The sequence below is a fragment of the Pseudomonas sp. GW821-FHT07G10 genome (assembly GCF_059418545.1).
This window is the reverse complement of sequence record NZ_JBWKQB010000013.1, coordinates 108518-131412: the sequence shown is the minus strand read 5'-3', so window position 1 is coordinate 131412 and position 22895 is coordinate 108518. Positions and strand designations below refer to the sequence as shown.

Sequence of the window (22895 nt, the reverse complement as noted above, 5' to 3'; positions counted from 1 at the left end):
CATGGACTATCTGCTAAGTCTGCTCAATCGTGTGGTGGGCAACGAACAGCTGGCACGTCTCTTGTTCGTTGCGGCTGTCGGCCTGTGCGTGGTGTTCGCTGCGGCGACCCTGGTATTGCTGGCGTTGGGGTTGCAGGATCCGGTGCAGCGCCGTCTTGCGCTGATCAAACGGGGTCATGGCGGGGAGAGCCTCGGGCAGAATGCGCCGAGCAACCTGCAATTGCTGCTGGAGCAGGTGGGTCAGCGCTTTGCCTCCGGTGAACGGGGGCAGGTCTCGCCCACTCGGACGTTGCTGATACACGCGGGTTATCGCTCGCCTGCGGCAGTACACATGTACTGGGCGATTCGCCTGCTGTCGCCATTGATACTGCTGGGCCTTACGCTTCTGGCTTTGCCGTTTATCCCGAAGCTATCCCTGACCATTGGCATGGTGCTGCTAGCTTCGGCACTCTGTGTGGGCTGGTTGGCGCCGGCAATCTATGTCAACAAGCGCAAGCAGGCACGGATGACTCGGCTGCTCCGGGCCTTCCCCGATGCCCTGGACCTGATGGTGGTCTGCGTGGAGTCAGGCCTGGCCTTGCCCCAGGCCATTGAGCGGGTGGCCGACGAAATGTCGGTCAGTCAGCCCGAACTGGCCCTGGAACTGGCGCTGGTCAATGCGGAAATCCGTGCCGGCATTCCCAGTACCGAAGCGCTCAAACACCTGGCCGAACGCACGGGCCTTGAGGACATTCGTGGGCTGGTCAGCTTGCTGGCGCAGAGCATCCGCTTCGGCACCAGTGTCGGCTCCACCCTGCGTATTTATGCCGAAGAGTTTCGCGACCGGCGCACCCAGCTTGCCGAAGAGACGGCAGCGAAAATAGCCACCAAGCTGATGTTCCCACTGATTTTCTGTCTATGGCCGAGCTTTTTCCTGGTGGCCATCGGTCCTGCAATCATTGGGGTGCTGAAAATCTTCGGGAAGGTATGACATGCGTAGAAGCAGGCTTCGTTTCCGGCTTACTGCCCGGCATTGCGAGTGTGCCGGTAATCGCTGACGGCTTCGTACACCGCCTTGCGTAAACGATTGATACCGCCAATCGGCCGATGGGCTTCCAGGCCGAACCAGGGATTGAACGACTGGTTGTCGCATTGCAGGTTCAGTGCCGGGGTGTCGAAGTCCTGAGCCGGGATCTTGATGCGCGCTACGGTCTCGAAAGGGGCGTCGATTTCACGCCATTCAATGCTGGTATCTTCGATGGGCATGTATTTGGCCGGATCCTGGCGCTGAATCTGCAAAACGAAGCACGCCGGGACACGATCGGTCGACAACTGCTGGTTCAGTGCGTTGCGCAGGAAGTTAGGCAGCGCCTGATTTTGAGTCGGCAGGTTGTAGATCGGGCAACTTTCGGGATCCGGGGCGACACGGAACTTGGCATTGGCCGTGCCGAACTTGTACGGCGACACCGAGAAATAGGTGGTCTGGGCCGGGCTTGCAGGCGCCGGAGCCAGCGTGGCCAGAGCGATAAACAGATGACGAACCTGCCAGCTACGCGGGTCCCGGTTCGGGAAGAACGCCCTGACAGCCTTTCCATCGGCCTGCGCGGCGACGTTCTGACGGTACTCGGCGACGTCACTGACAAAAAAGTTCGGATGACTGAACATCACAAAATCCTGTTCGCCACGGCTCTGTTGTTCTTTCAATAGCTGCGTACCCGGAACATCCAGCAGTTTGATCGCCATGCCGCGGGCGTCCCGAATGCTGTCGAACTGCGGGTAAGCATTGCCATTGGACAGGCGCATTGTCGCTTGCCAGGTCTTGCCGGCCTCGGCGAATACACCCTGACGCAGTTCTGGCGACAAGTCAGCCAACACCTGAACCTGGGCTTTGACACAACCGTGAGCCTTGGCATGGGCGTCACGCAGATAGCGCGTGTTTTCACGGTGCTGGTCAACGATGCGCACGGCGGTCTGAATGATGTCCTGGGTCATGGCGGCTTCGCCCGGCGGGATCTGTTCTTCGGCCGAAACCGGGCCGCTGTAGTGCCAGGCGAACCAGGCTGTGGCCAGCGCCCAGATGAACAGGCCCAGACCCAGCAGCAACAGAAGGGTTTTGCCCAGCAGGGCACCGATGCGCAGCCAGAGAGTGATCAACATGCGAAAGTCCTTTTTACGGCGGCGATAATCATGGCAGTTGCGACTCCAACGGGCCGCCCAGCACTTTTAAATACTCCAGCAAGGCCCAGCGTTCTTCGGGTTGCAACAGGCGGCCAATCACCCCGTTACCATGCTTGCCGGCACGGAATTCGTGACCGCTGTTGTGATTACCGGTGATCCGCGTGTCGAACACGAAGGCGTTGGTAAAGGCTTCGGTGCGATAACCCAAATGGCGTGGGTCGTACTCGAAGGTGCCTTTGTAGAAAGTGGCCGCGCGTTCGTCCTGCGGTGAGAGCAGTTGGTAAATGCTCGGGACCGAACCGTTGTGCAGGAACGGCGCAGTGGCCCAGACACCGGCCAGCGGTCGGGCCTTGTAAGCACGTAACTCACGAACCCCGATCGGCAGGCCGAGCCCATCCAGGGTCGGGCGCTCTGCCGGCGTCACATTCGCGTCGCGATAAGCCCGTTTCTCAACGAAAGCGGTGACGTAGGCCAGCCCTTTGGCCACCGAGATTTTGCTCAAGTCCAGAGGCTCGGAGGGGGTTGGATGCAGTTTGACGTCCAGGTCCGCCAACTCCGCCGGATCCCATTGCAGGGCCGTCAGATCAAAGCGGTGGTCGGCAATGTTATTGGCGGCGCCGGGATCGGTGCCAATCACTCCAACCGGCAGCATTTTCAATGTTTGCAAGGGGCGACCATTGCTTTGAATCACGGACGGTACGTGGCAGCCGGCGCAATTTTCAGTGAACAGGGCCCGGCCTTTGGCGGCCAAAGGTTTGTCGATGCTGCCCAATAATTCTTCGGGCCAGGCTGGCGGCTTGAGCCGTTGCAGGGTTTCTTCGATCAGGTGCAGGTCGCGCACACGCACACTTGTAGGGTAACGAGCGTCACCTTTGAGAGGCTGGCCTGCGGTATCGAAGAAATTCAGTGTGGCTCCGACCCCAAGGGCTTCGCCGATGTTGCGTGCCATTGGCTGCTGAGCCGAACCGTTCCACTGCACCCAGTCGAAGGTCCACATCTCCCACAGCTGTGGATAGTCCACCGGTGCGTTGGCCACTCGGTAGTTGTCTGCAGAAATGGCGTCGCCAAAGCTGGCGTTGGCGATGCGCCCGAATGCATCGGTGCGGCCGGGGCCTTCTTCGGTGGGGTAGAGGCCGCGATGAGTGTCGTTCCAGGCAACATGCAAGAAGGTATCCAGGGACGTTTTGAATTCTTTGCGCAGTGGCTGGTATTGCGCCTCGTAGTCCTGGCCGAGGACATTGCGTGCGAAGCGTTCGAATTTCCATGGGTTGTAGTAGGTAGCGGCGAGGCTGGCCACCAGAGCCTGGCCGAAGCTTCCGCCACGCAAAGTGGGAACGCTGGACGGCAGAACATGCTGGGCCGAACCACCGTCGATCCGCACGGCCTGGCCGTTGTAACGCAGCTCGCCGGTGTGGCAGGCGGCGCAGGTAATATCCAGAAACTCATCTTTGCTGCCAGGATTTTGATGGCGAGCGAAGCCGACGGGCAGATTGCCGGGATTACCCGGGGTGGCTTTCTGATCCGGGTCGACGAGAAAACCGAAGCGGGCAAGGTACTCAGGGGCCGCAAAGCGCTGTTCGGAGAACGGTAACTCGAGCGCGCCGAACCAGTCATAACGCAGTCCTTTAACCTGGGTGCCTTGGGGCGTGAAGTAATAGGTCTGGCGGTCGGCGGTGCTCCACTGTTGCAGGTAATGCACCTGTTTGGCAGGCACGTAGCCGGGCAGTTTCGGGTTGACGACGTAATACAGGACGATGATCAGGCCGAGACCGAGCAGAGCGATAATGAGCAGAAATACGCGGGAAATGAGGCGCAAAATAAACATCCTTGTCAATTTATAACCCTTATGCCCTAGCTCAGCTTATGCGGCAAGTGGCCATTACGCCTGATGCAGTGAGAAACGTCTTTTCCGATTGTGAGTTTGCGCCGACAGTCAAATTCGACTGCCGCTGCAAAATGCGTTTCAAGGACGTGAACTTATCGGAAGTTTCCTGCTCTCATGCCGGTAGCCATTGGTCGTGGCGGCCTGATAAGCTCGCGGCTTTACTCGATTGCCCTTTAGGCGCATGAACAAGGAAATAGCATGAAACAGCATCGGTTGGCGGCGGCGGTGGCCCTGGTTAGCCTGGTACTCGCGGGTTGTGACTCGCAGACCAGCGTTGAGCTGAAAACCCCGGCGCAAAAAGCTTCCTACGGTATCGGCCTGAACATGGGCAAAAGCCTTGCCCAAGAAGGCATGGATGATCTGGATTCCAAAGCAGTAGCCCAGGGCATCGAAGATGCCGTCGGCAAGAAAGAGCAGAAGTTGAAGGATGATGAACTGGTCGAAGCCTTCGCTGCGCTGCAAAAGCGCGCTGAAGAGCGTATGGCCAAAATGAGTGAAGAGTCGGCAGCCGCTGGCAAGAAATTCCTCGAAGACAACTCCAAGAAAGCAGGTGTAACCACCACCGCCTCGGGTCTGCAATACGAAGTGGTCAAGAAAGCCGATGGCCCTCAGCCCAAGTCGACTGACGTAGTGACGGTTCACTACACCGGCAAGCTGACCAACGGCACCGTTTTCGACAGCTCCGTCGAGCGCGGCAGCCCGATCGACCTGCCAGTGAGCGGTGTGATCCCGGGTTGGGTCGAAGGCCTGCAACTGATGCACGTTGGCGAGAAGTACAAGCTGTACATCCCTAGCGAACTGGCTTACGGCGCGCAAAGCCCAAGCCCGGCGATTCCAGCCAACTCGGTGCTGGTGTTCGACCTGGAACTGCTGGCGATCAAGGATCAGGCAAAACAAGACGCTACCAAGTAATTAGCGTCTGATAAAAAACAACGCCCCGTCTATACGGGGCGTTGTTGCATCTGGCGATTGCTGGAGGGCAAAGTAAGCGAACGGACGCCGCCGGGTAGAGTCATACCATTGAAGTTGCTGGTGTTAGACCCAGACGGGTTGCCAAGTCAATGAAATAATGGGTTTTTTTATGTGAGTAAAAAACGCCCGATCTGAGCTCAGGCCTTATAAAGCGGGGCTTTCAAGCGTTTAAAGCGGCTCTGTTCACAAGGTTATCCACAATTTGTGTGGATAACATTTCAGTGGGAGGGATGATGAAAGCACCCTGGAATTTCGCGCGCTTCTTGCCCATGGCAGGACGGTTGCTTAGCCGAGGACGTTTGCCGACATTGCTCTTCGCCGTGGCGAGCAAAGGAGCGAGCCAAGGCAACCGCCTGGGCAAACTCAAAGATGATCTGCGATTGTTACAGGCGTTGTGTCTGGCTTATTGGCGTGGGGAGTACCGGGCCATCAGTCACAAATCGATTCTGATAATTGTGGCGGGCCTGATGTATTTCCTCAGTCCACTCGATGCCATCCCGGATTTCATTCCAGTGTTTGGCATGCTCGATGACATTGCGGTATTGGCTTGGGTGATGAAAACCCTCGACGACGAGTTGAGTGCCTTCCGTGCCTGGCGCTTACGGCAGTTGCCGGAAAAGCTGGCGGTGGTCGAGCGATTGCCGGATACGCTGGAACAACTCCAATTGCAGGGCCCGAAAAAAAACTGAGCCGATTCAGGGTCATCCACAGATTGATACCTCCTCGCGACCTTGGCGGCTGTTAGGATTACACTTCTAGGGAAAAGTGCTGACTCGCTAAGTGTTGTTGTCCTACGGGGTAGTAATGGATATTCAGATAATTGCACGCGATGGCGAGCCCGAGTATGCGGTTCTGCCGTGGGCTCAGTATCAGGCTTTGTTAAAAGCTGCTGGTGTCACCGAGCAACCGCCGCGAGAAGCCACAATCCATAACGCGGCACCACCAGACCAGATTCTTCCTGGCCTGGATCAACTCCGCAGTTTGCGCGAAGGGAAGGGCATCGCCATTGAGGCGTTAGCCCGCACAGTAGGAATCAGCCCGTCTTATCTGGCCTTGATTGAAAGCGGTGAGCGTCTGCCGGACGCCGCGATTCGCCGCAGCCTGGCCTGGGAGTTGACGGTGCCAGGCTGGAGGGACGAGACGTGAGCGTACGCATTAGTCGACAACATTGGGACGGGTTGCTGAGCGAGCTCGATCACGCCCGCCGCCAGCGTCATCTACTGACTTACCGGGCTTTGCTTGAGCGTTTGCAGTTACCCAGCCCGGCCATGCAAACCCTGACCGCGGCCCTGGAGCATCTGGCAGCGCTGGATGCCCGAGCGGAGCAGCCATTGCGCAGTTCGCTGGTGATCAGCCAAGGTGCAAGCCGTTTGCCTCGTACCGGCTTCTTCGAGTGTGTCGAGCGCCTTGGACGTTTCTCCGGTCCGTCCGATGGTGTTGCTGCGGCTTCCTGGCATGCGTCCGAAGTAGTGCGGGTTTTCGAATACGAGTATCCCGAATCGGCGGAGGCCTGAGTGTTCTGGCGACTTAAGGCGCGAGCCAGCTACTGGTTGGCGCGTCTGCTGTTTCATTGGCCGTGGTTCGTGCGTCAGCCCCGTGGCTGGCACTGGCTCGAAGGTCAGTTCGCGCGCATGGCAAACCTGGGTGATGTCGGTGCTCAGAGCTTCTACGGCCATATCCTGACCTTCCGTGGCCAAGGCCTCGGCGCCCGCGAAGAAGGTGTGCGCTTGCTGCGCCTGGCGGCGCTGGCGGGGGACGCCAAGGCGGCCTATCAAGTGGGGGTGATCAGCCTGGCGGGAACACCCGGTAAAGCTCCTGATGCGGCTGAGGCGGCCCGTTGGTGGACAATGGCGGCGAAGGCCGGGCATCCGCTGGCGGAGATCAAGCTCAAGCAGTTGGAATCAAGCGGTGGTTCCCTGTAGGAGCCGAGCTTGCTCGCGATGGACTCAAGGACGACGCGTTTATTCAGAAAACACGCGTTATCGTTAACGCCCATCGCGAGCAAGCTCGGCTCCTACATAGAGACCTCATTTCCTTAACTGACTGCGCTCGCGAGATAATTTAAAACCCCTCCACCACCGGCAACCCAATCTCCAGGCTGTCGATCACATGAATGCTGTGACCCTGCACATTCTTGGCGTGATGCTTGGCTTGCGAAGCCAGTTCTGCCAGTTGGCTGGAGTCGAGTTGTCCACAGGCCTGTGGATATAAATGCACGACGCCGATGGACAGCGACAGCAGCGGGAATTCCTGGCGTACGCCCTGGCGATTGGGCGCGATAAAGCAGCCGGCTTCCAGGTGCTCATTGCTATAGAAGCGCCGGCACTGACTGTGGAAGTCGTCCAGTAGCTGGTTGAGACGTTTACGCCAGTCTTCCGGGCCTAACACCAGCAGAAAATCGTCACCGCCGATATGCCCGACGAAGTCGCGGCCCGGGTCCACTCGATCATTCAGACATTGCGCCAGACACAGCAGGACTTCATCCCCCCGGCCGTAACCGTAGATATCGTTGAAGGGTTTGAAACTGTCGATGTCCACATAGCAGATCACCGATTCGCGGGCCTGTTGCAGCAACCGTGTGAGGCACTGCTGGATCGGCACGTTGCCCGGCAAGAGGGTCAATGGATTGGCGTAGCGGGCTTGCTGGATCTTCAGCTCGGTAATCAGTTTGAGGACGTCGATCACCCGCCCCAGGCCCAGGTAGATGCCGTTCAGGGTGATGATGAAGTCTTCTTCGATCCGTTGTCGGGCGCGGCTGGTAATCAGGCGGCTGACCTGTTGCAGTGACTGGCTCAGTTCGACCGCGAGGAAGTCTTCACTCATCAGCCGGCTGATGGGCTTGCGCGCGAACAGGTCGGTGGCAAAGGGTTTGAGCAGCGAATCCGACAGCGAATGGCGGTGGACGATCCCGCAGGGGTGTCCTTGATCATCCAGCACTGCCAGGGAGTTGAGGTTGGCCTGGCGACGGAAGGCTTCCAGAACTGTCGCGGTAGGGGTCTGCCGAGCCACTGCCGGTTGTTCGTTGAGCAGGGCGCTGAGGTCGCGGCCTTCGTCGTTCAGGGCCACAGCAGTGCTGTCGCGTTTGGGCATCATTACTCGCGCATCCTTCGGCGGATGCTCCTGCGGACGGCAGAGCAGGTAGCCCTGGACCAGGTCGACGCCCATTTCGGTCAGCACCGCGAGTTCTTCCGGCAGTTCGATACCTTCAGCGATGACTTGTGCCCGGGAGGCTTTAGCGATTTGCAGGATTGAGCCCACGAACTCGCGCTTGAGGGCGTCCAGATGAATACCGTCGATGAAGTGTCGGTCGATCTTCACGTAGTCCGGGCGCAGCTCGGACCACAACCGCAAGCTTGAATACCCCGCGCCGAGATCGTCCAGGGCAATCGAAAAGCCCATGGCCCGATAGTGATGCAGCGCATTTTGCAGCAGTTGGAAGTCGTCGGTAGGGGTTTGTTCGGTGAGTTCGATGACTACCTGACTCGGCTCAATCCCGAAGTCTTGCAGCAATTGCAGTGTACGGCCTGGCTGGTGAGCCGCCTCCAGCAGGGATTCCGGCGAGACGTTGAGGAACAGTTTGCCCGGCAGCTTCTGTTCGTTGAAACGTCGACAGGCGCTGTGACGGCAAGCCATTTCCAGTTCACTGAGGCGACCGGCCTGACGGGCTACGGCAAACAATGCGATGGGAGAGTGCAATGGGCTGTTGGAGGGGCCGCGACTGAGGGCTTCGTAGCCCAGGATACGTCTTTCAGAGAGGGAAATGATCGGCTGGAACAGACTGTGTAAACCGCTTTGAGCCAGGATTGAACTCAAGGCGCTCAGCTGTTCGGTCGTGGTCATGGCGTTCTCTGTCGATAAAAAAAGGACTGGGCGCCGTGGGCGCCCAGTCCTGTATTTCACGACAGAATGATGACTATTTGATGACGATCCGCGGAACGTCTAGATTAAATTGCCATCATTGTCAGTGTTTCGCTACCGCAGTGTTGAGCTTCAAGTAATCCAGCAGAATCCGCCCGGTTTCGCTCAGGTAGGCATCGTCTTCCGGTTTGGTCTTGTCCGGCTCGGCCGCGATTGCTTCTTCGTCTTCTTTCTTCAGCTCTTTGAGCTGCTCTTCACCCTTGGCCTTGCGACGGATATTTTCCATTGCAAGCTGCTTGGCTTCGATATCAGCGTGCTGCGCGCGGCGCTCGGCTTCGTTGAGGCTGACGGTTTTCTCTGTCATCAGCTTCTGGGCCAGGGCCAGTTTGTCGCGGATGAACACGAATTCCGCGTCCTTGGCCGAGCGTGCGTTATGCTCGGATTTCAACTGCGTCAGATACGGTTTGAACGGATCGAGCGCCGGTTTGATCGCCGGACGAATGGTGTCCCACGGCATGGCTTCAGGCAGGGCGCTTTCGCCGATTTCCTTGGTGTCGATGATCGACGGGAAGTCGACATCCGGCAGCACGCCCTGATGCTGGGTGCTCTGCCCGGAAACCCGGTAGAACTTGGCCAGCGTCAGTTTCAGCTCGCCATGATTGAGCGGCTGGATAGTCTGCACGGTGCCTTTACCGAAGGTCTGGCCGCCGATGATCAGCGCGCGGTGGTAGTCCTGCATGGCGCCGGCAAAAATCTCCGAGGCGGAAGCCGAGAGACGGTTGACCAGCAAGGCCATCGGGCCTTTGTAGAACGCGCCAGGGTTTTCATCTTCAAGTACGTCGACCCGGCCATCGGCATTACGCACCAGCACGGTCGGACCTTTGTCGATGAACAGACTGGTCAGCTCGGTGGCCTCCTGCAACGAGCCGCCGCCGTTGTTACGCAGGTCGATGACCACGCCATCGACTTTGTCTTTTTGCAGTTCGGTCAGCAGTTTCTTCACGTCGCGGGTGGTGCTCTTGTAATCCGGGTCACCGGCGCGGAAGGCTTTGAAGTCAAGGTAGAAGGCCGGAATTTCAATAATCCCGAGCTTGTAGTCCTTGCCATCCTGTTTCAGGTTGAGAATCGACTTTTTCGCCGCCTGCTCTTCCAGTTTCACCGCTTCGCGAGTGATAGCGACAATCTTGCTGGTCTGGTCATTCGGTGCATTGCTGGCCGGAATCACTTCCAGACGCACCACCGAGCCTTTCGGTCCGCGGATCAGTTTGACCACTTCATCCAGACGCCAGCCGACCACATCGACCATTTCCTTGTCGCCCTGGGCAACGCCGACGATCTTGTCCGCCGGTGCGACTTGCTTGGTTTTGTCCGCCGGGCCTGCCGGCACCAGGCGCACGACTTTTACCTGGTCATTGTCGCTCTGCAACACAGCGCCGATGCCTTCCAGCGACAGGCTCATGTTGATGTCGAAGTTCTCCGCGTTATCTGGCGACAGATAGTTGGTGTGCGGGTCGTAGGACATGGCGAAGGTGTTGATGTATGCCTGGAAGATATCTTCAGGACGGGTTTGATCCAGTCGCACCAGCTGATTCTTGTAGCGCTTGGTCAGCAGCTCTTGAATAGCCTTGGTATCTTTGCCGGCGATTTTCAGGCGCAGCACTTCATCCTTGACGCGTTTGCGCCACAGGTCGTCGAGTTCTGCAGTGGTCTTGAGCCAAGGAGCGTCCTTGCGATCGATCAGCAACGACTCGTTGGTGGTGAAGTCGAATTTGTCGACGCCTTTGTTCAGTTCAAGCAGGGCGAAGTCCAGACGCGCTTTGACGCGGTCCAGATAACGCTTGTAGATGGTGAACCCGGCATTCAGGTCGCCGCTCTTCAGGAAGTCGTCAAATTGGGTTTTCCATTTGTCGAATTCGGCAATATCGCTGGCGAGAAAGTAACTGCGCGACGGATCCAGCAGCTTCAGGTAGCTTTCATAGATGATCACAGAGCGCGCGTCATCAAGAGGCGGCTTGCTGTAATGGTGACGCTTGAGCAACTCGACGACGTTAAGGCTGGCAATCACCTCGTCACGATCGGGCTGAAGATTGTCCCAGCTATTGGCTGCGAACGTATTGGTCGACAGCTGCATAAGGCCGAGACCAATGAAGAGAGCTAGGGCGGTGCTGGGGAACAAATGCTTCATGCTGATTCGACGCGGGGACAATTGATCACGCATATTAGGCCGTCTTTGAAGTCGCCGGTTCCGCAGGAACCGGTCGCATAATGCAAAAAGCCCGACGCTACAGCAACGGGCTCAGTCCAGACTCACTATGGAGGCACTGTGAAAGCATTGCAAGGCGTTGAAGGTCGAGTGGTATGGGTTGAAGAGCCGAGTCCGACGTGTGACGTAGGGCAAGTTCGTATTCGAGTAGCGGCTGCGGGCTTGAACAGGGCCGATCTGTTACAGCGCGCAGGACTCTATCCCGCGCCGCCTGGTGCCAGTCAAGTGCTGGGGCTGGAGTGCTCCGGGGTGATCAGCGAGGTGGGGGCGGGTTCGTCCTGGCAAGTGGGTGATCGCGTCTGCGCGCTGCTGGCCGGTGGTGGGATGGCGCAAGAAGTGGTGGTCGATGGCCGTCACGTGTTGCCTGTGCCGCAAGGTCTGTCGCTGACTGAAGCGGCCGCACTGCCCGAGGTCTACAGCACCGCGTGGCTGAACCTGTTTCAGCTGGCAGCGCTCAAGCCCGGTGAAAAAGTGCTGTTGCACGCGGGTGCCAGCGGCGTTGGGTCGGCGGCTATTCAACTGTGCAAGGCATTTGGCAACCCGTGCTGGGTCAGTGTCGGTTCGGCGGATCGTCTGGCCTACTGCGAGGCTTTGGGCGCACAGGGCGGAGTGGTCCGTACCGATGGTCTGGAAAGTTTGAATGAGTTCGGTCCGTTTGACGTCATCCTCGATCCTGTGGGGGCCAACTATGCCGCGCTGAACGTGAAACTGCTGGCGCGCGATGGCCGCTGGGTGTTGATCGGCCTGATGGGCGGTCGTGAAGCGCAGCTGGACCTGGCACAGGTGTTGGCCAAGCGGGTGCAGCTACTGGGTTCGACCCTGCGCAGTCGGGACGAGCAATTCAAGGCTGATCTGTTCAGCGATTTGAGTCAGCACGTCTGGCCGCTGTTCGCCGAAGGGCGGTTGAGCCCGCAACTGGCCAAGACCTTTGCGATCACGGATGCTGAAGCCGCGTTTGCCGAACTGGCGACCAACAAGGTGTCGGGCAAGTTGGTGTTGGTGATCGACGAAAGCCTGGTCTGACAGATCGTTCCCACGCTCCGCGTGGGAATGCAGCCCGTGACGCTGCGCGTCACAAAGCGGACGCAGAGCGTCCATTGAGGCATTCCCACGCGGAGCATGGGAACGATCATGGGGTTACTTCCAGAGATGGATTGGCCATCCGGCTTTCTCGGCGTGCTCCTGCAACACCGGATCCGGGTTGACCACATGTGGGAAGTCGACTTTCAGCAACAACGGCAGGTCATTGCGTGAGTCTGAATAGAAACTCGCGCCTTCGAGGTTTTCGCCTTCGGTGTCCAGCCACTCCAGCAAGCGGGTGATCTTGCCTTCGCGGTAGGTCAGGGTGCCGACGGTGTTGCCGCTATAGACCCCATGGGTCACTTCCAGCTCGATCCCCAATATTTCGTCAACGCCCAGACGCTCGGCAATGGGTTTGACCAGGTGCGTGCCAGAGGCCGAGATCACCAGGATCCGGTCGCCAGCCTTGCGGTGTGCGGCGATGGCTTTGCAGGCGTCGCTGAAAATGATGGGCTCGATTACGTCCTCGACCCACGGTGCCACCAAATGCTCAACTTCTTGCGGAGTACGTCCGGCAATCGGCTCCAGGCTGAAGGCCATGTAGTCTTCCATGTTCAGTTTGCCGTGGCTGTAGGCGTCCATCAGCTCGTTGTTGCGACGCATGAAGGACTCGCTGTCGACCCAGCCAAGGCGGCCCATCTGTTCGCTCCACAAGGTGGCGCAGTCGCCATGGATCAGGGTTTCGTCCAGATCAAAAATTGCCAAAGCCATTAGCGCAGCTCTCTCTTCAAAATAATCAGGCCCATCAAGAGCATCAGGCTACCTCACACAGGGCCGTCGGATCGATGGAAAGCGCCAGGCGTTGACCGTCGGCATGCAAATCAGCCGCCGAGCGGTTCAATACGTCGACCACCAATTCCACGCCACGAGCTACGACGCGGTAACGAATCACGTTGCCCAACAGGCTGTGGCTGCGAATCTGGGCGTCGAGCTCACCGTTCAGGCTCAGTTCGATGGCTTCCGGACGAATGGCGATGCGACCGGTAATCGGGCGTTGCAGCAACTTGCTGGCGCTGTCGGCATCGAGCAGGTTGTAGTTGCCGATAAACCCCGCGGCAAATACGTCCACCGGTGCGGTGTAGAGGGTTTCGGCGTCACCGCTCTGGACGATCTTGCCCTGGTTCATCAGGAAGATCCGGTCAGACATGATCAGCGCTTCTTCCTGATCATGGGTGACGAATATGGTGGTCAGGCCCAGCTCACGCTGGATCTGACGGATCTGTTCGCGAAGGTGTTTGCGAATCCGTGCATCCAGCGCCGACAGTGGCTCATCCAGCAGCAACAGGCGTGGCCGGGTCACCAGCGAGCGGGCCAGGGCCACCCGTTGGCATTGACCGCCGGAAAGCTGATGCGGATAGCGTGCGGCGAAGTCGTTCAGCTCCACCAGTTGCAGCACCTCAAGTACACGCTTGCGACTGTCCTCGGTATTGACCTTTTGCATCCGCAAGCCGAACGCGACGTTCTGCTCCACGGTCATGTTGGGGAACAGCGCATAGCTCTGGAACACCATGCCAATGCCGCGTTTTTGCGGGCTCAGCGGGACGAGGTCCTGGCCCTCAAGGAGAATCTTGCCGCTGTCCACCGAGGTCAGTCCGGCGATACAGCGCAGCAGGGTGGATTTGCCGCAGCCCGAGGGGCCAAGCAGGGTGACGAATTCACCCTTTTGGATTTCGCAGTTGATGTCGCTGAACACTGTGGTGCCGGCGTAGTTTTTTTTCAGGTGTTGGACGCTGACGAAGCTCATTGGCTTTTGTCCTTGTTCAAGATATTGGCAACCCAGGTCAGAACCAGCACAAAGAAAAAGTAGGAAATCACCAGCGCGCTGGTGAAGTGGCCGCTGCTGTTGCGCATGTTGTTCAGGTAGACCTGCAGGGTTTCATAGCGGGTGCCGACGAGGATGTTGGCGAACACGAACTCACCGAACAGAAACGAGAAGGACAGCAGCAACGCCACCATCAAGCCCTTGCGCAGGTTTGGCAGCACCACCAGGAATGCCGCCTGCCAGGTGCTGGCGCCAAGCAGTTGGGCAGCGTCCATCAGGTCGCGCAGGTTGATCGCTTGCAGGTTGTTGGTGATCGCCCGGTACATGAACGGCAGTGCTACGGTGAAGTAGCAACCGACCAGAATCCAGGGCGTGCCGACCATCGCGAACGGCCCGGAACCATAGAGCTGCAACAGCCCCACCGAGGACACCACTGGCGGTACTGCGAACGGCAGCAGGATCAGGATGTTCATCAGCGCATCGAGCTTGGGGAAGTGGTAGTGCACCACGAACAGCAGCGGCAGAATCAGCACCACCGACAGCACCAGAGCGCCGACACAGACCAGCAACGACTGGCCGAAGGCATTGAGAAAGCGCGGGTCGCTCCATAGCTGGACATACCATTTGATCGTAAATCCACTGGGAAGAATGGTTGCCGACCAATTGCTGGCGATCGAGTAGATCAGTGTTCCGGCGAGCGGCAGCAGCAGAATCGCAAACAGCAGATAAACCACGAGTCGGTGGTAGAGGACGACAGAGCCGGTTTCAGCGCGTGACATGGTAGCTCCTCTTCAATAGTAACTGGTGCACGACGGTGACCAGCGTCATCAGCGCTACCAGCACCACAGCCAGGGCGCTGGCCATGTTCGGGTCCAGGGAAATGTCGCCGGAGACCATCGCGGCGATCCGGATCGGCAGCACGTTGAAGTTGCCGGTGGTCAGGGCGTACACCGTGGCGTAGGCACCGAGGGCATTGGCCAGCAGGATGACGAAGGTCCCGAGCAGTGCCGGGGTCAGCACCGGCAAGCCGATGTGCCGCCAGAACTGCCAGCCGCTGGCACCGAGAAGCGCGGCGGACTCGCGCCAGTCTTCGCGCAGGGCATCGAAGGCCGGGTAGAGCAGCAGCACGCCGAGGGGGATCTGGAAGTAGGTGTAAAGAATGATCAGCCCGGTCTTGGAGTACAGGTTGAAGTCCTGAATGATTCCGGCCTGCTTGAGCATGATGGTGAACGTGCCGTTGAAACCCAGCAGGATGATGAAGGCGAAAGCCAGCGGGACGCCGGCAAAGTTGCTGGTCATATTGGCGAATGCATTGACGAAGTTGCGCAGTCGCGAGTCGACCCGGCGCAGCGAATAGCTGCCCAGCACGGCGATGATGATCCCGAACACGCTGGACCAGAAGCTGATCTCCAGGCTGTATTGAATCGCCTGCAAATAGAACTTCGAATTGAAGATCCTGCTGAAATTGGCCAGGCCCCAACCGAACTCCTCCGATTGCACGCTGTGGATCATTACCCAACACAGCGGGGCAATCTGGAACACGATAAAGAACAGGGCGAAAGGAGCCAGGCAGAGCGCCGCCAGCCATTTGCCTCGAGTGATTGAATTCACTTCAACAGCTCCCGGCAGACAGGTTTTTCGTGGGCAACGCCCAGCAACTCGCAGATGGTGCCGCAGAGCTCGGTCTGTTTCGGCGCAGCATTGCGATCAAGACTGAAAGCATCGCCGAGGACGAACAGCGGCACTTCCCGCTCCTCGGTGAGCAGGCCGTTGTGCGAGCGGTCGTTGTTCATGCCATGGTCGGCAGTTACCAGCACTTGATATCCGGCGTCGAGCCAGCCTTGCAGGTAGTCGGCAAGGATGATGTCGGCCGAGCGCGCGCTGTTGCGGTATTGCGGGGTATCGAGGCCGTGCTTGTGCCCGGCGTCGTCAATGTTCATGGGGTGTACCAATAGAAAGTTCGGCGAATGCCGCAAGCGCAGGTTTTCGGCATCGGCGAACAGGTGTGAATCGGGGTAGTGGTCACTCCAGTAGAAGTGTCCGTGCTGAATCGGCAGATCCGCAGCGATGGTATGGCGATCGCGCGCCACGTTGAATGGCGAACGGTTATACAGCTCACTGACCCAGTGATAGGCCGCCGCCGCAGTGCTGAGCCCTGCATCGGTGGCGTAGTGGAACACGCTGCGCTGGGTAGACAAGCGCGAGACGTTGTTATGGACAATGCCGCTGTCGATGGGTGTTACGCCGGTCAGAATGCATTCGTAGAGCGGTCGGGACAGAGCTGGCAGTTCGCACTCGAGTTTGTAGAGTGCCGCACGTCTGGCGTTTACGTAGGCCTGCAAATGCCCCATGGCATGCCGCGCGACCTCGTAGTTCAGGCCGTCGAGCACCACAAGGATGACGTTGTGCTTCATAAACCATCTACTCCAGAAGCGTTGGTAAACACACCATTAACGGAAAAACGGGCGAACCCGTTTTTCCGTCAGGCAACGCTTACTGCTTCATATTGATGATGACTTCTTCCTGCCACTTCTGCGGCAGAGCCTTGGAGGTTTTTTCCCAGGCGTCGGCGTCTTTGATCGGTTTAGGCTTGGCTGCTTCGTATTGCGCGGCAGGGATCAGGTTCTTCTCTACATCAGCCGGTATTTTCAGGCCCGTTTCAGCACGAATCGGGCGAGCATTACCGCGCGCCAGGTTGATTTGGCCAGCGTCGCTGAAGATGTACTCGCGGCTCAGTTTGGCAGCGTTCGGATTCTTGGCGTATTTGTTGATAATGGTGGTGTAACCGGACTTCACCGAACCATCGGAGGGGATCAGCACGACGTAGTCATCCGGGTTTGCCATCTTGGCTTTATAGCTCAGACCGTTGAAGTCCCAGACCACACCGACTTCGACTTCACCTTTTTCCATGGTGGAAATCGTCGGGTTGGCCAGCGACAGGCGACCTTGCTTGGCGATTTCGGCGAACATCAACAGTGCCGGCTGAATGTTCTTTTCATCACCACCGTTGGCGATGGCGGCAGCCAGTACACCGTTGGCGGCTTGAGCGGCGGTGCTCACGTCACCGATGGAAACCTTGTATTTGCCGGTCTTCAGGTCAGCCCATTTGGTGGGGGCTTCAGAACCGTGCAGCAGCTTCTTGTTGACGATAAACGCGATGGTGCCAGTGTAGGCCAGTGCCCAGTTGCCGTCCTTGTCTTTGGCCCAGTCCGGAACCTGCGCCCAGGTGCTTGGTTTGTACGGTTGAACCACGCCTTGCTTGACCGCGATCGGGCCGAAGGCGGCACCGACGTCGCCGATGTCAGCACTGGCATTGTCTTTTTCGGCGGCGAACTTGGCCACTTCCTGGGCCGAGCTCATGTCGGTGTCGATGTGCTTGAGGCCGTAGTTTTTGGCCAGGTCTTCCCAGGTACCTTTCCAGTTGGCCCAGTCATCGGGCATGCCAACGCTATTGACCGCGCCTTCTGCTTTCGCAGCGGCTTCCAGGGCTTTTAAATCGGTATTAGCTGCCATGGCACAGGTGCACATGGCAATGGTCGAGCCTAACAGTGATGCCAGGAAAAGCTGTTTCATCCGAAGCTCCTTTGGGCGTTTTCAACGCTGCGTTTTAGCTACAGTCTTGGGGTTGGTTGGTCTAGGTCAGCAATACCTGAGCCAATTTAAGCGGGCGGGATGACACTTTGATGTCGGTATCTCGCCTGCAAGCATTTATGAAGCTCTTGTACGGACGCTGCGAGATAAGCGTAGACCATGGCTAAAAGGCTGATCTGAAAGGACTTGGCTATTAAATTGCAGGTGTCTGGATCAACCGTTGGGCGGCTTTGTCATCTGGCAGTCATGTGCATTGCCTAGGCTTGCATAGAGTTGAAGGAGCCGATTTGAAGCGCGGTTCTGCCCATAAACAGTGCTGGCCTAGTCCAGATAGGTAACGTTGATGCGTGAAGAGGCAACCAAAGCGGTGACAGCCATTGGGCAGGTTTTACAGGAACAGATCGAACACGGTCTGTTGCCGCCCGGCGTCAAACTGCCGGCCGAGCGCAAACTCAGCGAGTTGTTTGGTACCACGCGAATCACCGTGCGTGAGGCGTTGTTACAATTGGAGGCGCAAGGGCAGATTTACCGTGAGGAACGCCGCGGCTGGTTTGTCTCACCGCCACGCCTGGCCTACAACCTGATGCAGCGCAGTCACTTCCACGCCATGGTCAGCGCCCAGGGCCGGGTACCGTCCACCGAAGTGATTTCGGCGCGTTTGCAACCGGCGTCGGCGGCGGTCTGTGCCTGGCTGCAGTTACCGGCGTTATCGAGTGTGATTCAGATCTGCCGCGCGCGACGTATCGATGAGCGCCTGGTGCTATATGTCGAGCACTACCTCAATCCGCAGTATTTTCCGAAGATTCTTGATTTCGACCTGAATCAGTCGATCACTGAGCTCTATGCGCGGCATTACGATTTGCATTACGGGCGGGTGCGTTTTGAGATTGTTCCGACTTCGTTGCAGGTGGATGCGGCGGCGGCGTTGAAGGTTTCGGTGGGCAGTCCCGGGCTGCGGATTGCCCGGGTCAATTATGATCAGCACGGAAGGCTGATCGATTGCGATCTGGAGTTTTGGCGACATGATGCGATTCATGTCGGGGTGGATGTGGTGTAAAGCGCCCCGCCGGCTACAGATCCCTTCCCTTGTAGGAGCCGAGCTTGCTCGCGATGGCGGCCTGACAGCCGGCCTGGCTCTTGCTGGTGTACATATCCGTTCCTGCGGTAACGGCGACTTATGGTTTCGCTCTTACAGCGAGTCCCTTTTTACAAGCGCCTAAAAAGGAACCAAAAACGCTTGCCCCGAGCGTACGGCACCTCGCCAAGGCTCGGTGTTCCCTCGCTACGGTGCCCATCAGTGGGCATCGCCCTCCGGTCTGCTTCGCTACGACCTCCATGCGATGTCCTCGGCTTCGCCGAGGGGCGCTGCGCGCCAGTCCCCTGATGAACACCTTCGCTCGGCCTGCCGAAGGGGCGGGTAGATCAAAAGCAAAAGCAAAAGCTACGGAGCCTCACTCCTTCTCCATCCCACCCCCCGGCGTCACCACCTGCACACTCATGCGCGGTGTCGCCAGATCCAGCCCCGCTTCATCCAGATGTCGCTTGAGCGACAGGTTGAACGCTCGGGATACTTCCCATTGCTTGATCGGTGCGGTCTTGAAACGCGCCCGCAAAATCGCGCTGCCTGACTCGAAGCTTTCGACGCCCTGAATTTCCAGCGGTGACCAGATGTTCCTGCGTTGCAACGGGTCAGTGCGCATTTTCTGACCCACTTCGCGCATCAGTTTGATCGCGTCGTCGATTTCCATGTTGTAGGGAACGGCTACCCTGAAGATCGCGTAGCCGAACTCCCGCGAGTAGTTCTTGATGCTTTTGATTTCGCTGAACGGAATCGTGTGGACGATACCGTCGATGTCCCGCAGGCGCACGGTGCGGATGGTCAGGCCCTCGACCGTACCCAGGTGGCCGCCAACATCCACATAGTCGTCGATGGCCAGCGAGTCTTCGATGATGATGAACAGCCCGGTGATCAGGTCGGCGACCAGCGACTGGGCACCGAAACCGATGGCCAGACCGATCACACCGGCACCGGCCAGCAGTGGCGTGACGTTCATGCCCATGTTCGCCAGGGCGACGATCAGCGCAATGATGAAAATAGCCACGAACAGCACGTTACGGATCAGCGGCATCATGGTTTGCGCGCGGGCATTGGCCTGGCCTTTGCGCGAGCGGGTCAGCGCGTGATGCACGGCGGTGTCGCTGAGAATCCAGATCAGCCAGGCGAAGATCAGCGTGCCGCCGAGGCTGAACAGTTTGACGCTGATTTCGTGGCCTTCGCCTTCGGTAAAGCGGATCAGTGACATCCCCCAGACCCGCAGCCCGAGTTCAATGAACGCCAGCCACACCACCAGGTGCGCGAGGGTATAGAAAAAGTTTTTCAGACGGTCCGAATACAGGGCATGGCGTTTGAGCCCGCGCTGGGGTTTGAGCGCATGGCGGCGTACCAGCCCGTTGATCACCATGCACAGCACCAGCAACACCGTGCAGATCAGCGATTGACGCAATGCGGTGCTGGTATCGCCGGCCGACACGAACGTGGCGAACAGCGAGATTGCCACCAACACCAGCGAGGGCAAGTACCAGAAGGTCCCGAGAATTTCGATGGTGTCGCTCAGGGCGCGACGGGTCAGGCGCCGTGACAACGGCTGGTTGCGGATCAAATGTGCGATCGGCCGACGGAAACGCAGGATGAACATCCCGGTGGACAGCGCTGCCAGCACATTGGCAAAGGTCGCGGCGGTGTGCGCCAGATGGCTGCCGAGGCTGGCCACCAGGCGCGGGTCGTTCAGGGCTTCACCGAAGGCAGCAAAGCTGCCGATCAGCCACAACGGGCGAAAGGCCTGATGCCGAAGGATGTACAGGGCGCGATGACGGTGCGGGCCGTCGAGCACGGAAAATGCCACCACGCAGACCGCCGAGAAGCAGGTGCCGACCACCAGTGCGTAGGCCAGCACCATCGCCAGGTCTTTGCCTAATGATGAGGGCAGGGAATAGCTCATATAGACTGTGATCAACAGCGCGATCATCCACGGGCCGAGTTTGCGCAGGGCAAAGCGCAGCATGTCCCAGGTCTTGGGGTGTTGCGGCAACTCTTCAGTGAGACCGAAGCGCAGGCGCACCCGATGACTGAGCCAGATCAGCGCGGCCGCCAGGAGGCTCCAGAGCATCAGAATCAAGGCGAAGGCGAAGATGATTGGCAGCCACTCACTGGCCGGCAGCATTAGTTCGGACAGTTCATCCTTGGCCAGATCGAACTCTTCTGACCATCGGGACAGGGGGCTGTCAGCGCCTGAGAACTGCTTTTCGAAACTGGCCAGCGTGCCGCCGATCAACCCGAGTACGCCTTCTTCGGTAACGGGCTGGGCCTTTTTGGTGGTGTCGCGGAGTTTCTTCAGGTCGGTCAACAGTTTTGCGCGTTGCTGATCGTTTTCCAGCGACTTGATCACTTCGTCCAGCGATTGCCCAAGGGGTTCCTGCGCTTGCTGCTGGGGATTCGCCGTGCTGTGGAGCAGGCTCGGCAGACCGACAGCCTGAACCGGAACGATGGGAAGCAGCATCAACAGACAGATGAGGAAGCAGGAGGGCAGGGCAAAAAGACGAGCGAACACTAGGCAGTCAACCTCGAGAAGTGCGGGTCGACCGAGTGTACGAGTCACTTAAAATCAATGCGAGCGCAGCGAGCGCATTTATTCGGCGAGTTTGGCGAGGATCTTGTAAAGCACGGTGGCGAGAATCAGCAACATGCCGATCCACATTATGAAGACGCCGGCGTTTTTATCGCGGAAGTTGAAACCGATGGCCAACAGGATCATGCCTGCCAGGATCGGAATAAGCATGGCGTGGAACGCAGACATCGAAAACATGGCGACAGCCTTGTCAGAGGGGATTGGCATAAGTCTAGGTGGCTTTTGCACAATCCGGATTGATGTCTATCAGAAACGAAATCAGGGGGATCGTGGTGCCCGGAAGGGATCCCGATTGCCCCCCAAAATGCAGGCTTATGGCAAATCGCGGCTGGCGTAGAACGCGCTGAGTACTTTCACCAGGTGTGCGAGGTCGTGGCTGCCGCACAGTTCGCGGATCGAGTGCATGGCGAAGGTCGGCAGGCCGATGTCCACGGTGCGTACCCCGAGGTGGCTGGCGGTGATCGGGCCGATGGTCGAGCCGCAGCCCATGTCGCTGCGCACCACGAAGCTTTGTACCGGCACTTCTTCGGCCATGCATAGGTGGCGGAAGAAGCCTGCGGTTTCGCTGTTGGTGGCGTAGCGCTGGTTGCTGTTGACCTTGATCACCGGACCGGCATTGAGTTTCGGGCCGTGGTTGGCGTCGTGTTTGTCGGCGTAGTTGGGATGCACGCCGTGGGCGTTGTCGGCCGAGACCAGCAGTGACTTCTGAATGGTCCGTACGAACTCGTCACCCTCGGGCAACAGACGGCGCAAGGTTTGCTCAAGCATCGGGCCATCGGCGCCACAGGCGGAGCAGGAACCGACTTCTTCGTGATCGTTGCACACCAGCACGCAGGTTTCGTCTGTCTCGGCAGTGAGTAACGCTTGTAGACCGGCGTAGCACGACAGCAGGTTGTCCAGGCGCGCGCCGGCGATGAAATCGCCATGCAGGCCGATGATCGCGGCGCTTTGAGTGTCGTAGAAGCTCAGCTCGTAATCGAGCACCACGTCGGCGTTCAGGCCATGTTCTCGAGCAAGCTGGTCGGTCAATACCGCGCGGAAGTCCACCCGCTCATCGCCGGCAAACTGCGCGAGGATCGGCGGCAGTTCGGTTTGGGCATTGATTGCCCAGCCCATGTTGGCTTCGCGATTGAGGTGGATGGCCAGGTTGGGAATGGTGGCAATCGGTAGTTTGAAGTCGATCAGCTGACTCTCGACCTTGCCGTCACGACGGAAGGTCACGCGCCCGGCCAGGGACAGGTCGCGGTCGAACCAGGGTGCGAGTAGTGCGCCACCATAAACTTCTACGCCCAGTTGCCAGAAGCCCTGGCGTTGCAGCTCGGGTTGCGGTTTGACCCGCAGGCACGGGCTGTCGGTGTGTGCGCCCACCAGACGGATACCGCCGTGCAGCGGTGAGTGTCGGCCGAGCTTGAAGGCGACGATAGAGGAGTCGTTGCGGGTGACGTAGTAGCGACCATTGGTTTCAGTGGTCCAGGGCTCGCGCTCATCAAGGCGCTGATAACCTGCCGCTTCCAGACGCTGAACGAGACTGGCGGTGGCATGAAACGGGGTAGGGGAGGCCTTGAGAAAGTCGATCAGGCCTTGGTTCAACTCTTCGCGCATAAGTAACTCCAGACAGCAGTGGCGCAAGTTTACCGTATT

At 58.5% G+C, this 22895-nt stretch carries 21 protein-coding genes; 8 read left to right on the top strand and 13 right to left on the bottom strand.

All coding sequences use genetic code 11. The annotated features are described in order from the left end of the window. Position 1: 1 nt before the first annotated feature. Positions 2-970, top strand: coding sequence for a type II secretion system F family protein (locus tag AC07O1_RS16385; protein WP_495089357.1), 969 nt, complete (start codon positions 2-4; stop codon positions 968-970). Between the two features lie 29 nt (positions 971-999). On the opposite strand, the gene AC07O1_RS16380 is transcribed toward AC07O1_RS16385, so the two are convergent. Both AC07O1_RS16380 and AC07O1_RS16375 read right to left on the bottom strand, forming a co-directional pair. Continuing rightward, positions 1000-2136 (bottom strand): catalase family protein, encoded by a 1137-nt coding sequence (locus AC07O1_RS16380; protein WP_495089356.1) that lies wholly within the window; start codon positions 2134-2136, stop codon positions 1000-1002. A gap of 28 nt (positions 2137-2164) precedes the next feature. Beyond that, the gene (locus AC07O1_RS16375; protein WP_495089355.1) at positions 2165-3973 is read right to left on the bottom strand and encodes a di-heme-cytochrome C peroxidase; all 1809 of its coding nucleotides are present in this window, start codon (positions 3971-3973) and stop codon (positions 2165-2167) included. Between the two features lie 267 nt (positions 3974-4240). Here AC07O1_RS16375 and bamJ point away from each other — a divergent pair, with 267 nt between their 5' ends. From bamJ to AC07O1_RS16350, 5 genes are all read left to right on the top strand, one after another. Next, on the top strand, positions 4241-4954 hold the full coding sequence (gene bamJ, locus AC07O1_RS16370) for a BamJ family beta-barrel-assembly machinery protein (protein ID WP_495089354.1): 714 nt from the start codon (positions 4241-4243) through the stop codon (positions 4952-4954). A gap of 293 nt (positions 4955-5247) precedes the next feature. After that, entirely contained in the window at positions 5248-5703 is a 456-nt protein-coding gene (locus tag AC07O1_RS16365) for a YkvA family protein (RefSeq protein WP_495089353.1), read from the top strand. Positions 5704-5818: 115 nt separating this feature from the next. Beyond that, positions 5819-6160 (top strand): helix-turn-helix domain-containing protein, encoded by a 342-nt coding sequence (locus AC07O1_RS16360; RefSeq protein ID WP_495089352.1) that lies wholly within the window; start codon positions 5819-5821, stop codon positions 6158-6160. Continuing rightward, positions 6157-6528 carry a hypothetical protein gene (locus tag AC07O1_RS16355; protein WP_494993750.1) on the top strand — a complete coding sequence of 124 codons (372 nt, stop codon included), beginning with the start codon at positions 6157-6159 and terminating at the stop codon, positions 6526-6528. Before AC07O1_RS16360 ends, AC07O1_RS16355 begins: the two co-directional genes overlap by 4 nt. Further along, entirely contained in the window at positions 6529-6936 is a 408-nt protein-coding gene (locus AC07O1_RS16350) for an SEL1-like repeat protein (RefSeq protein ID WP_495089351.1), read from the top strand. A 139-nt stretch (positions 6937-7075) separates the two neighbouring features. On the opposite strand, the gene AC07O1_RS16345 is transcribed toward AC07O1_RS16350, so the two are convergent. Both AC07O1_RS16345 and AC07O1_RS16340 read right to left on the bottom strand, forming a co-directional pair. Beyond that, a complete protein-coding gene (locus tag AC07O1_RS16345) occupies positions 7076-8854 on the bottom strand; it encodes a bifunctional diguanylate cyclase/phosphodiesterase (protein ID WP_495089350.1) in 1779 nt (592 codons plus the stop codon). Positions 8855-8975: 121 nt separating this feature from the next. Beyond that, positions 8976-11057: a carboxy terminal-processing peptidase gene (locus AC07O1_RS16340; protein WP_494993753.1), complete on the bottom strand. Its 2082-nt coding sequence runs from the start codon at positions 11055-11057 to the stop codon at positions 8976-8978. Between the two features lie 138 nt (positions 11058-11195). Here AC07O1_RS16340 and AC07O1_RS16335 point away from each other — a divergent pair, with 138 nt between their 5' ends. Next, positions 11196-12158, top strand: coding sequence for a zinc-binding dehydrogenase (locus AC07O1_RS16335; protein ID WP_495089349.1), 963 nt, complete (start codon positions 11196-11198; stop codon positions 12156-12158). 114 nt (positions 12159-12272) lie between these two features. On the opposite strand, the gene AC07O1_RS16330 is transcribed toward AC07O1_RS16335, so the two are convergent. From AC07O1_RS16330 to AC07O1_RS16305, 6 genes are all read right to left on the bottom strand, one after another. Further along, complete coding sequence (locus AC07O1_RS16330; protein ID WP_494993755.1) at positions 12273-12926, bottom strand: HAD family hydrolase; 654 nt, start codon at positions 12924-12926, stop codon at positions 12273-12275. A 43-nt stretch (positions 12927-12969) separates the two neighbouring features. Further along, entirely contained in the window at positions 12970-13959 is a 990-nt protein-coding gene (locus tag AC07O1_RS16325; RefSeq protein WP_495089348.1) for an ABC transporter ATP-binding protein, read from the bottom strand. Beyond that, positions 13956-14756: an ABC transporter permease gene (locus tag AC07O1_RS16320; RefSeq protein WP_494993757.1), complete on the bottom strand. Its 801-nt coding sequence runs from the start codon at positions 14754-14756 to the stop codon at positions 13956-13958. The genes AC07O1_RS16325 and AC07O1_RS16320 overlap by 4 nt, the downstream gene beginning before the upstream one ends. After that, positions 14743-15588 carry an ABC transporter permease gene (locus tag AC07O1_RS16315; protein ID WP_495089347.1) on the bottom strand — a complete coding sequence of 282 codons (846 nt, stop codon included), beginning with the start codon at positions 15586-15588 and terminating at the stop codon, positions 14743-14745. Before AC07O1_RS16315 ends, AC07O1_RS16320 begins: the two co-directional genes overlap by 14 nt. Beyond that, complete coding sequence (locus AC07O1_RS16310; RefSeq protein WP_495089346.1) at positions 15585-16391, bottom strand: alkaline phosphatase family protein; 807 nt, start codon at positions 16389-16391, stop codon at positions 15585-15587. The genes AC07O1_RS16315 and AC07O1_RS16310 overlap by 4 nt, the downstream gene beginning before the upstream one ends. Before the next feature lie 79 nt (positions 16392-16470). Further along, positions 16471-17550 carry an ABC transporter substrate-binding protein gene (locus tag AC07O1_RS16305; RefSeq protein ID WP_495089345.1) on the bottom strand — a complete coding sequence of 360 codons (1080 nt, stop codon included), beginning with the start codon at positions 17548-17550 and terminating at the stop codon, positions 16471-16473. Between the two features lie 361 nt (positions 17551-17911). Between AC07O1_RS16305 and AC07O1_RS16300 the strand changes: the two genes are divergently transcribed. After that, a complete protein-coding gene (locus AC07O1_RS16300; RefSeq protein WP_494993760.1) occupies positions 17912-18625 on the top strand; it encodes a UTRA domain-containing protein in 714 nt (237 codons plus the stop codon). Between the two features lie 394 nt (positions 18626-19019). Here the strand turns inward: AC07O1_RS16300 and AC07O1_RS16295 are convergent, their stop codons facing one another. From AC07O1_RS16295 to AC07O1_RS16285, 3 genes are all read right to left on the bottom strand, one after another. Beyond that, positions 19020-21176, bottom strand: a complete 2157-nt coding sequence (locus AC07O1_RS16295) for a mechanosensitive ion channel family protein (RefSeq protein ID WP_495089344.1) — start codon at positions 21174-21176, stop codon at positions 19020-19022. Positions 21177-21254: 78 nt separating this feature from the next. Continuing rightward, positions 21255-21431, bottom strand: coding sequence for a hypothetical protein (locus AC07O1_RS16290; protein WP_495089343.1), 177 nt, complete (start codon positions 21429-21431; stop codon positions 21255-21257). Between the two features lie 135 nt (positions 21432-21566). After that, the gene (locus AC07O1_RS16285; protein ID WP_494993763.1) at positions 21567-22856 is read right to left on the bottom strand and encodes a M18 family aminopeptidase; all 1290 of its coding nucleotides are present in this window, start codon (positions 22854-22856) and stop codon (positions 21567-21569) included. Positions 22857-22895: the final 39 nt, after the last annotated feature.

Excerpts from the sequence above, each read along its gene's own strand:
- AC07O1_RS16385 (WP_495089357.1), top strand. The coding sequence starts at position 2 with ATGGACTATCTGCTAAGTCTGCTCAATCGTGTGGTGGGCAACGAACAG.
- AC07O1_RS16380 (WP_495089356.1), bottom strand. The coding sequence starts at position 2,136 with ATGTTGATCACTCTCTGGCTGCGCATCGGTGCCCTGCTGGGCAAAACC.
- bamJ (WP_495089354.1), top strand. The coding sequence starts at position 4,241 with ATGAAACAGCATCGGTTGGCGGCGGCGGTGGCCCTGGTTAGCCTGGTA.
- AC07O1_RS16365 (WP_495089353.1), top strand. The coding sequence starts at position 5,248 with ATGAAAGCACCCTGGAATTTCGCGCGCTTCTTGCCCATGGCAGGACGG.
- AC07O1_RS16360 (WP_495089352.1), top strand. The coding sequence starts at position 5,819 with ATGGATATTCAGATAATTGCACGCGATGGCGAGCCCGAGTATGCGGTT.
- AC07O1_RS16345 (WP_495089350.1), bottom strand. The coding sequence starts at position 8,854 with ATGACCACGACCGAACAGCTGAGCGCCTTGAGTTCAATCCTGGCTCAA.
- AC07O1_RS16340 (WP_494993753.1), bottom strand. The coding sequence starts at position 11,057 with ATGAAGCATTTGTTCCCCAGCACCGCCCTAGCTCTCTTCATTGGTCTC.
- AC07O1_RS16330 (WP_494993755.1), bottom strand. The coding sequence starts at position 12,926 with ATGGCTTTGGCAATTTTTGATCTGGACGAAACCCTGATCCATGGCGAC.
- AC07O1_RS16325 (WP_495089348.1), bottom strand. The coding sequence starts at position 13,959 with ATGAGCTTCGTCAGCGTCCAACACCTGAAAAAAAACTACGCCGGCACC.
- AC07O1_RS16320 (WP_494993757.1), bottom strand. The coding sequence starts at position 14,756 with ATGTCACGCGCTGAAACCGGCTCTGTCGTCCTCTACCACCGACTCGTG.
- AC07O1_RS16310 (WP_495089346.1), bottom strand. The coding sequence starts at position 16,391 with ATGAAGCACAACGTCATCCTTGTGGTGCTCGACGGCCTGAACTACGAG.
- AC07O1_RS16305 (WP_495089345.1), bottom strand. The coding sequence starts at position 17,550 with ATGAAACAGCTTTTCCTGGCATCACTGTTAGGCTCGACCATTGCCATG.
- AC07O1_RS16300 (WP_494993760.1), top strand. The coding sequence starts at position 17,912 with ATGCGTGAAGAGGCAACCAAAGCGGTGACAGCCATTGGGCAGGTTTTA.
- AC07O1_RS16290 (WP_495089343.1), bottom strand. The coding sequence starts at position 21,431 with ATGTTTTCGATGTCTGCGTTCCACGCCATGCTTATTCCGATCCTGGCA.
- AC07O1_RS16285 (WP_494993763.1), bottom strand. The coding sequence starts at position 22,856 with ATGCGCGAAGAGTTGAACCAAGGCCTGATCGACTTTCTCAAGGCCTCC.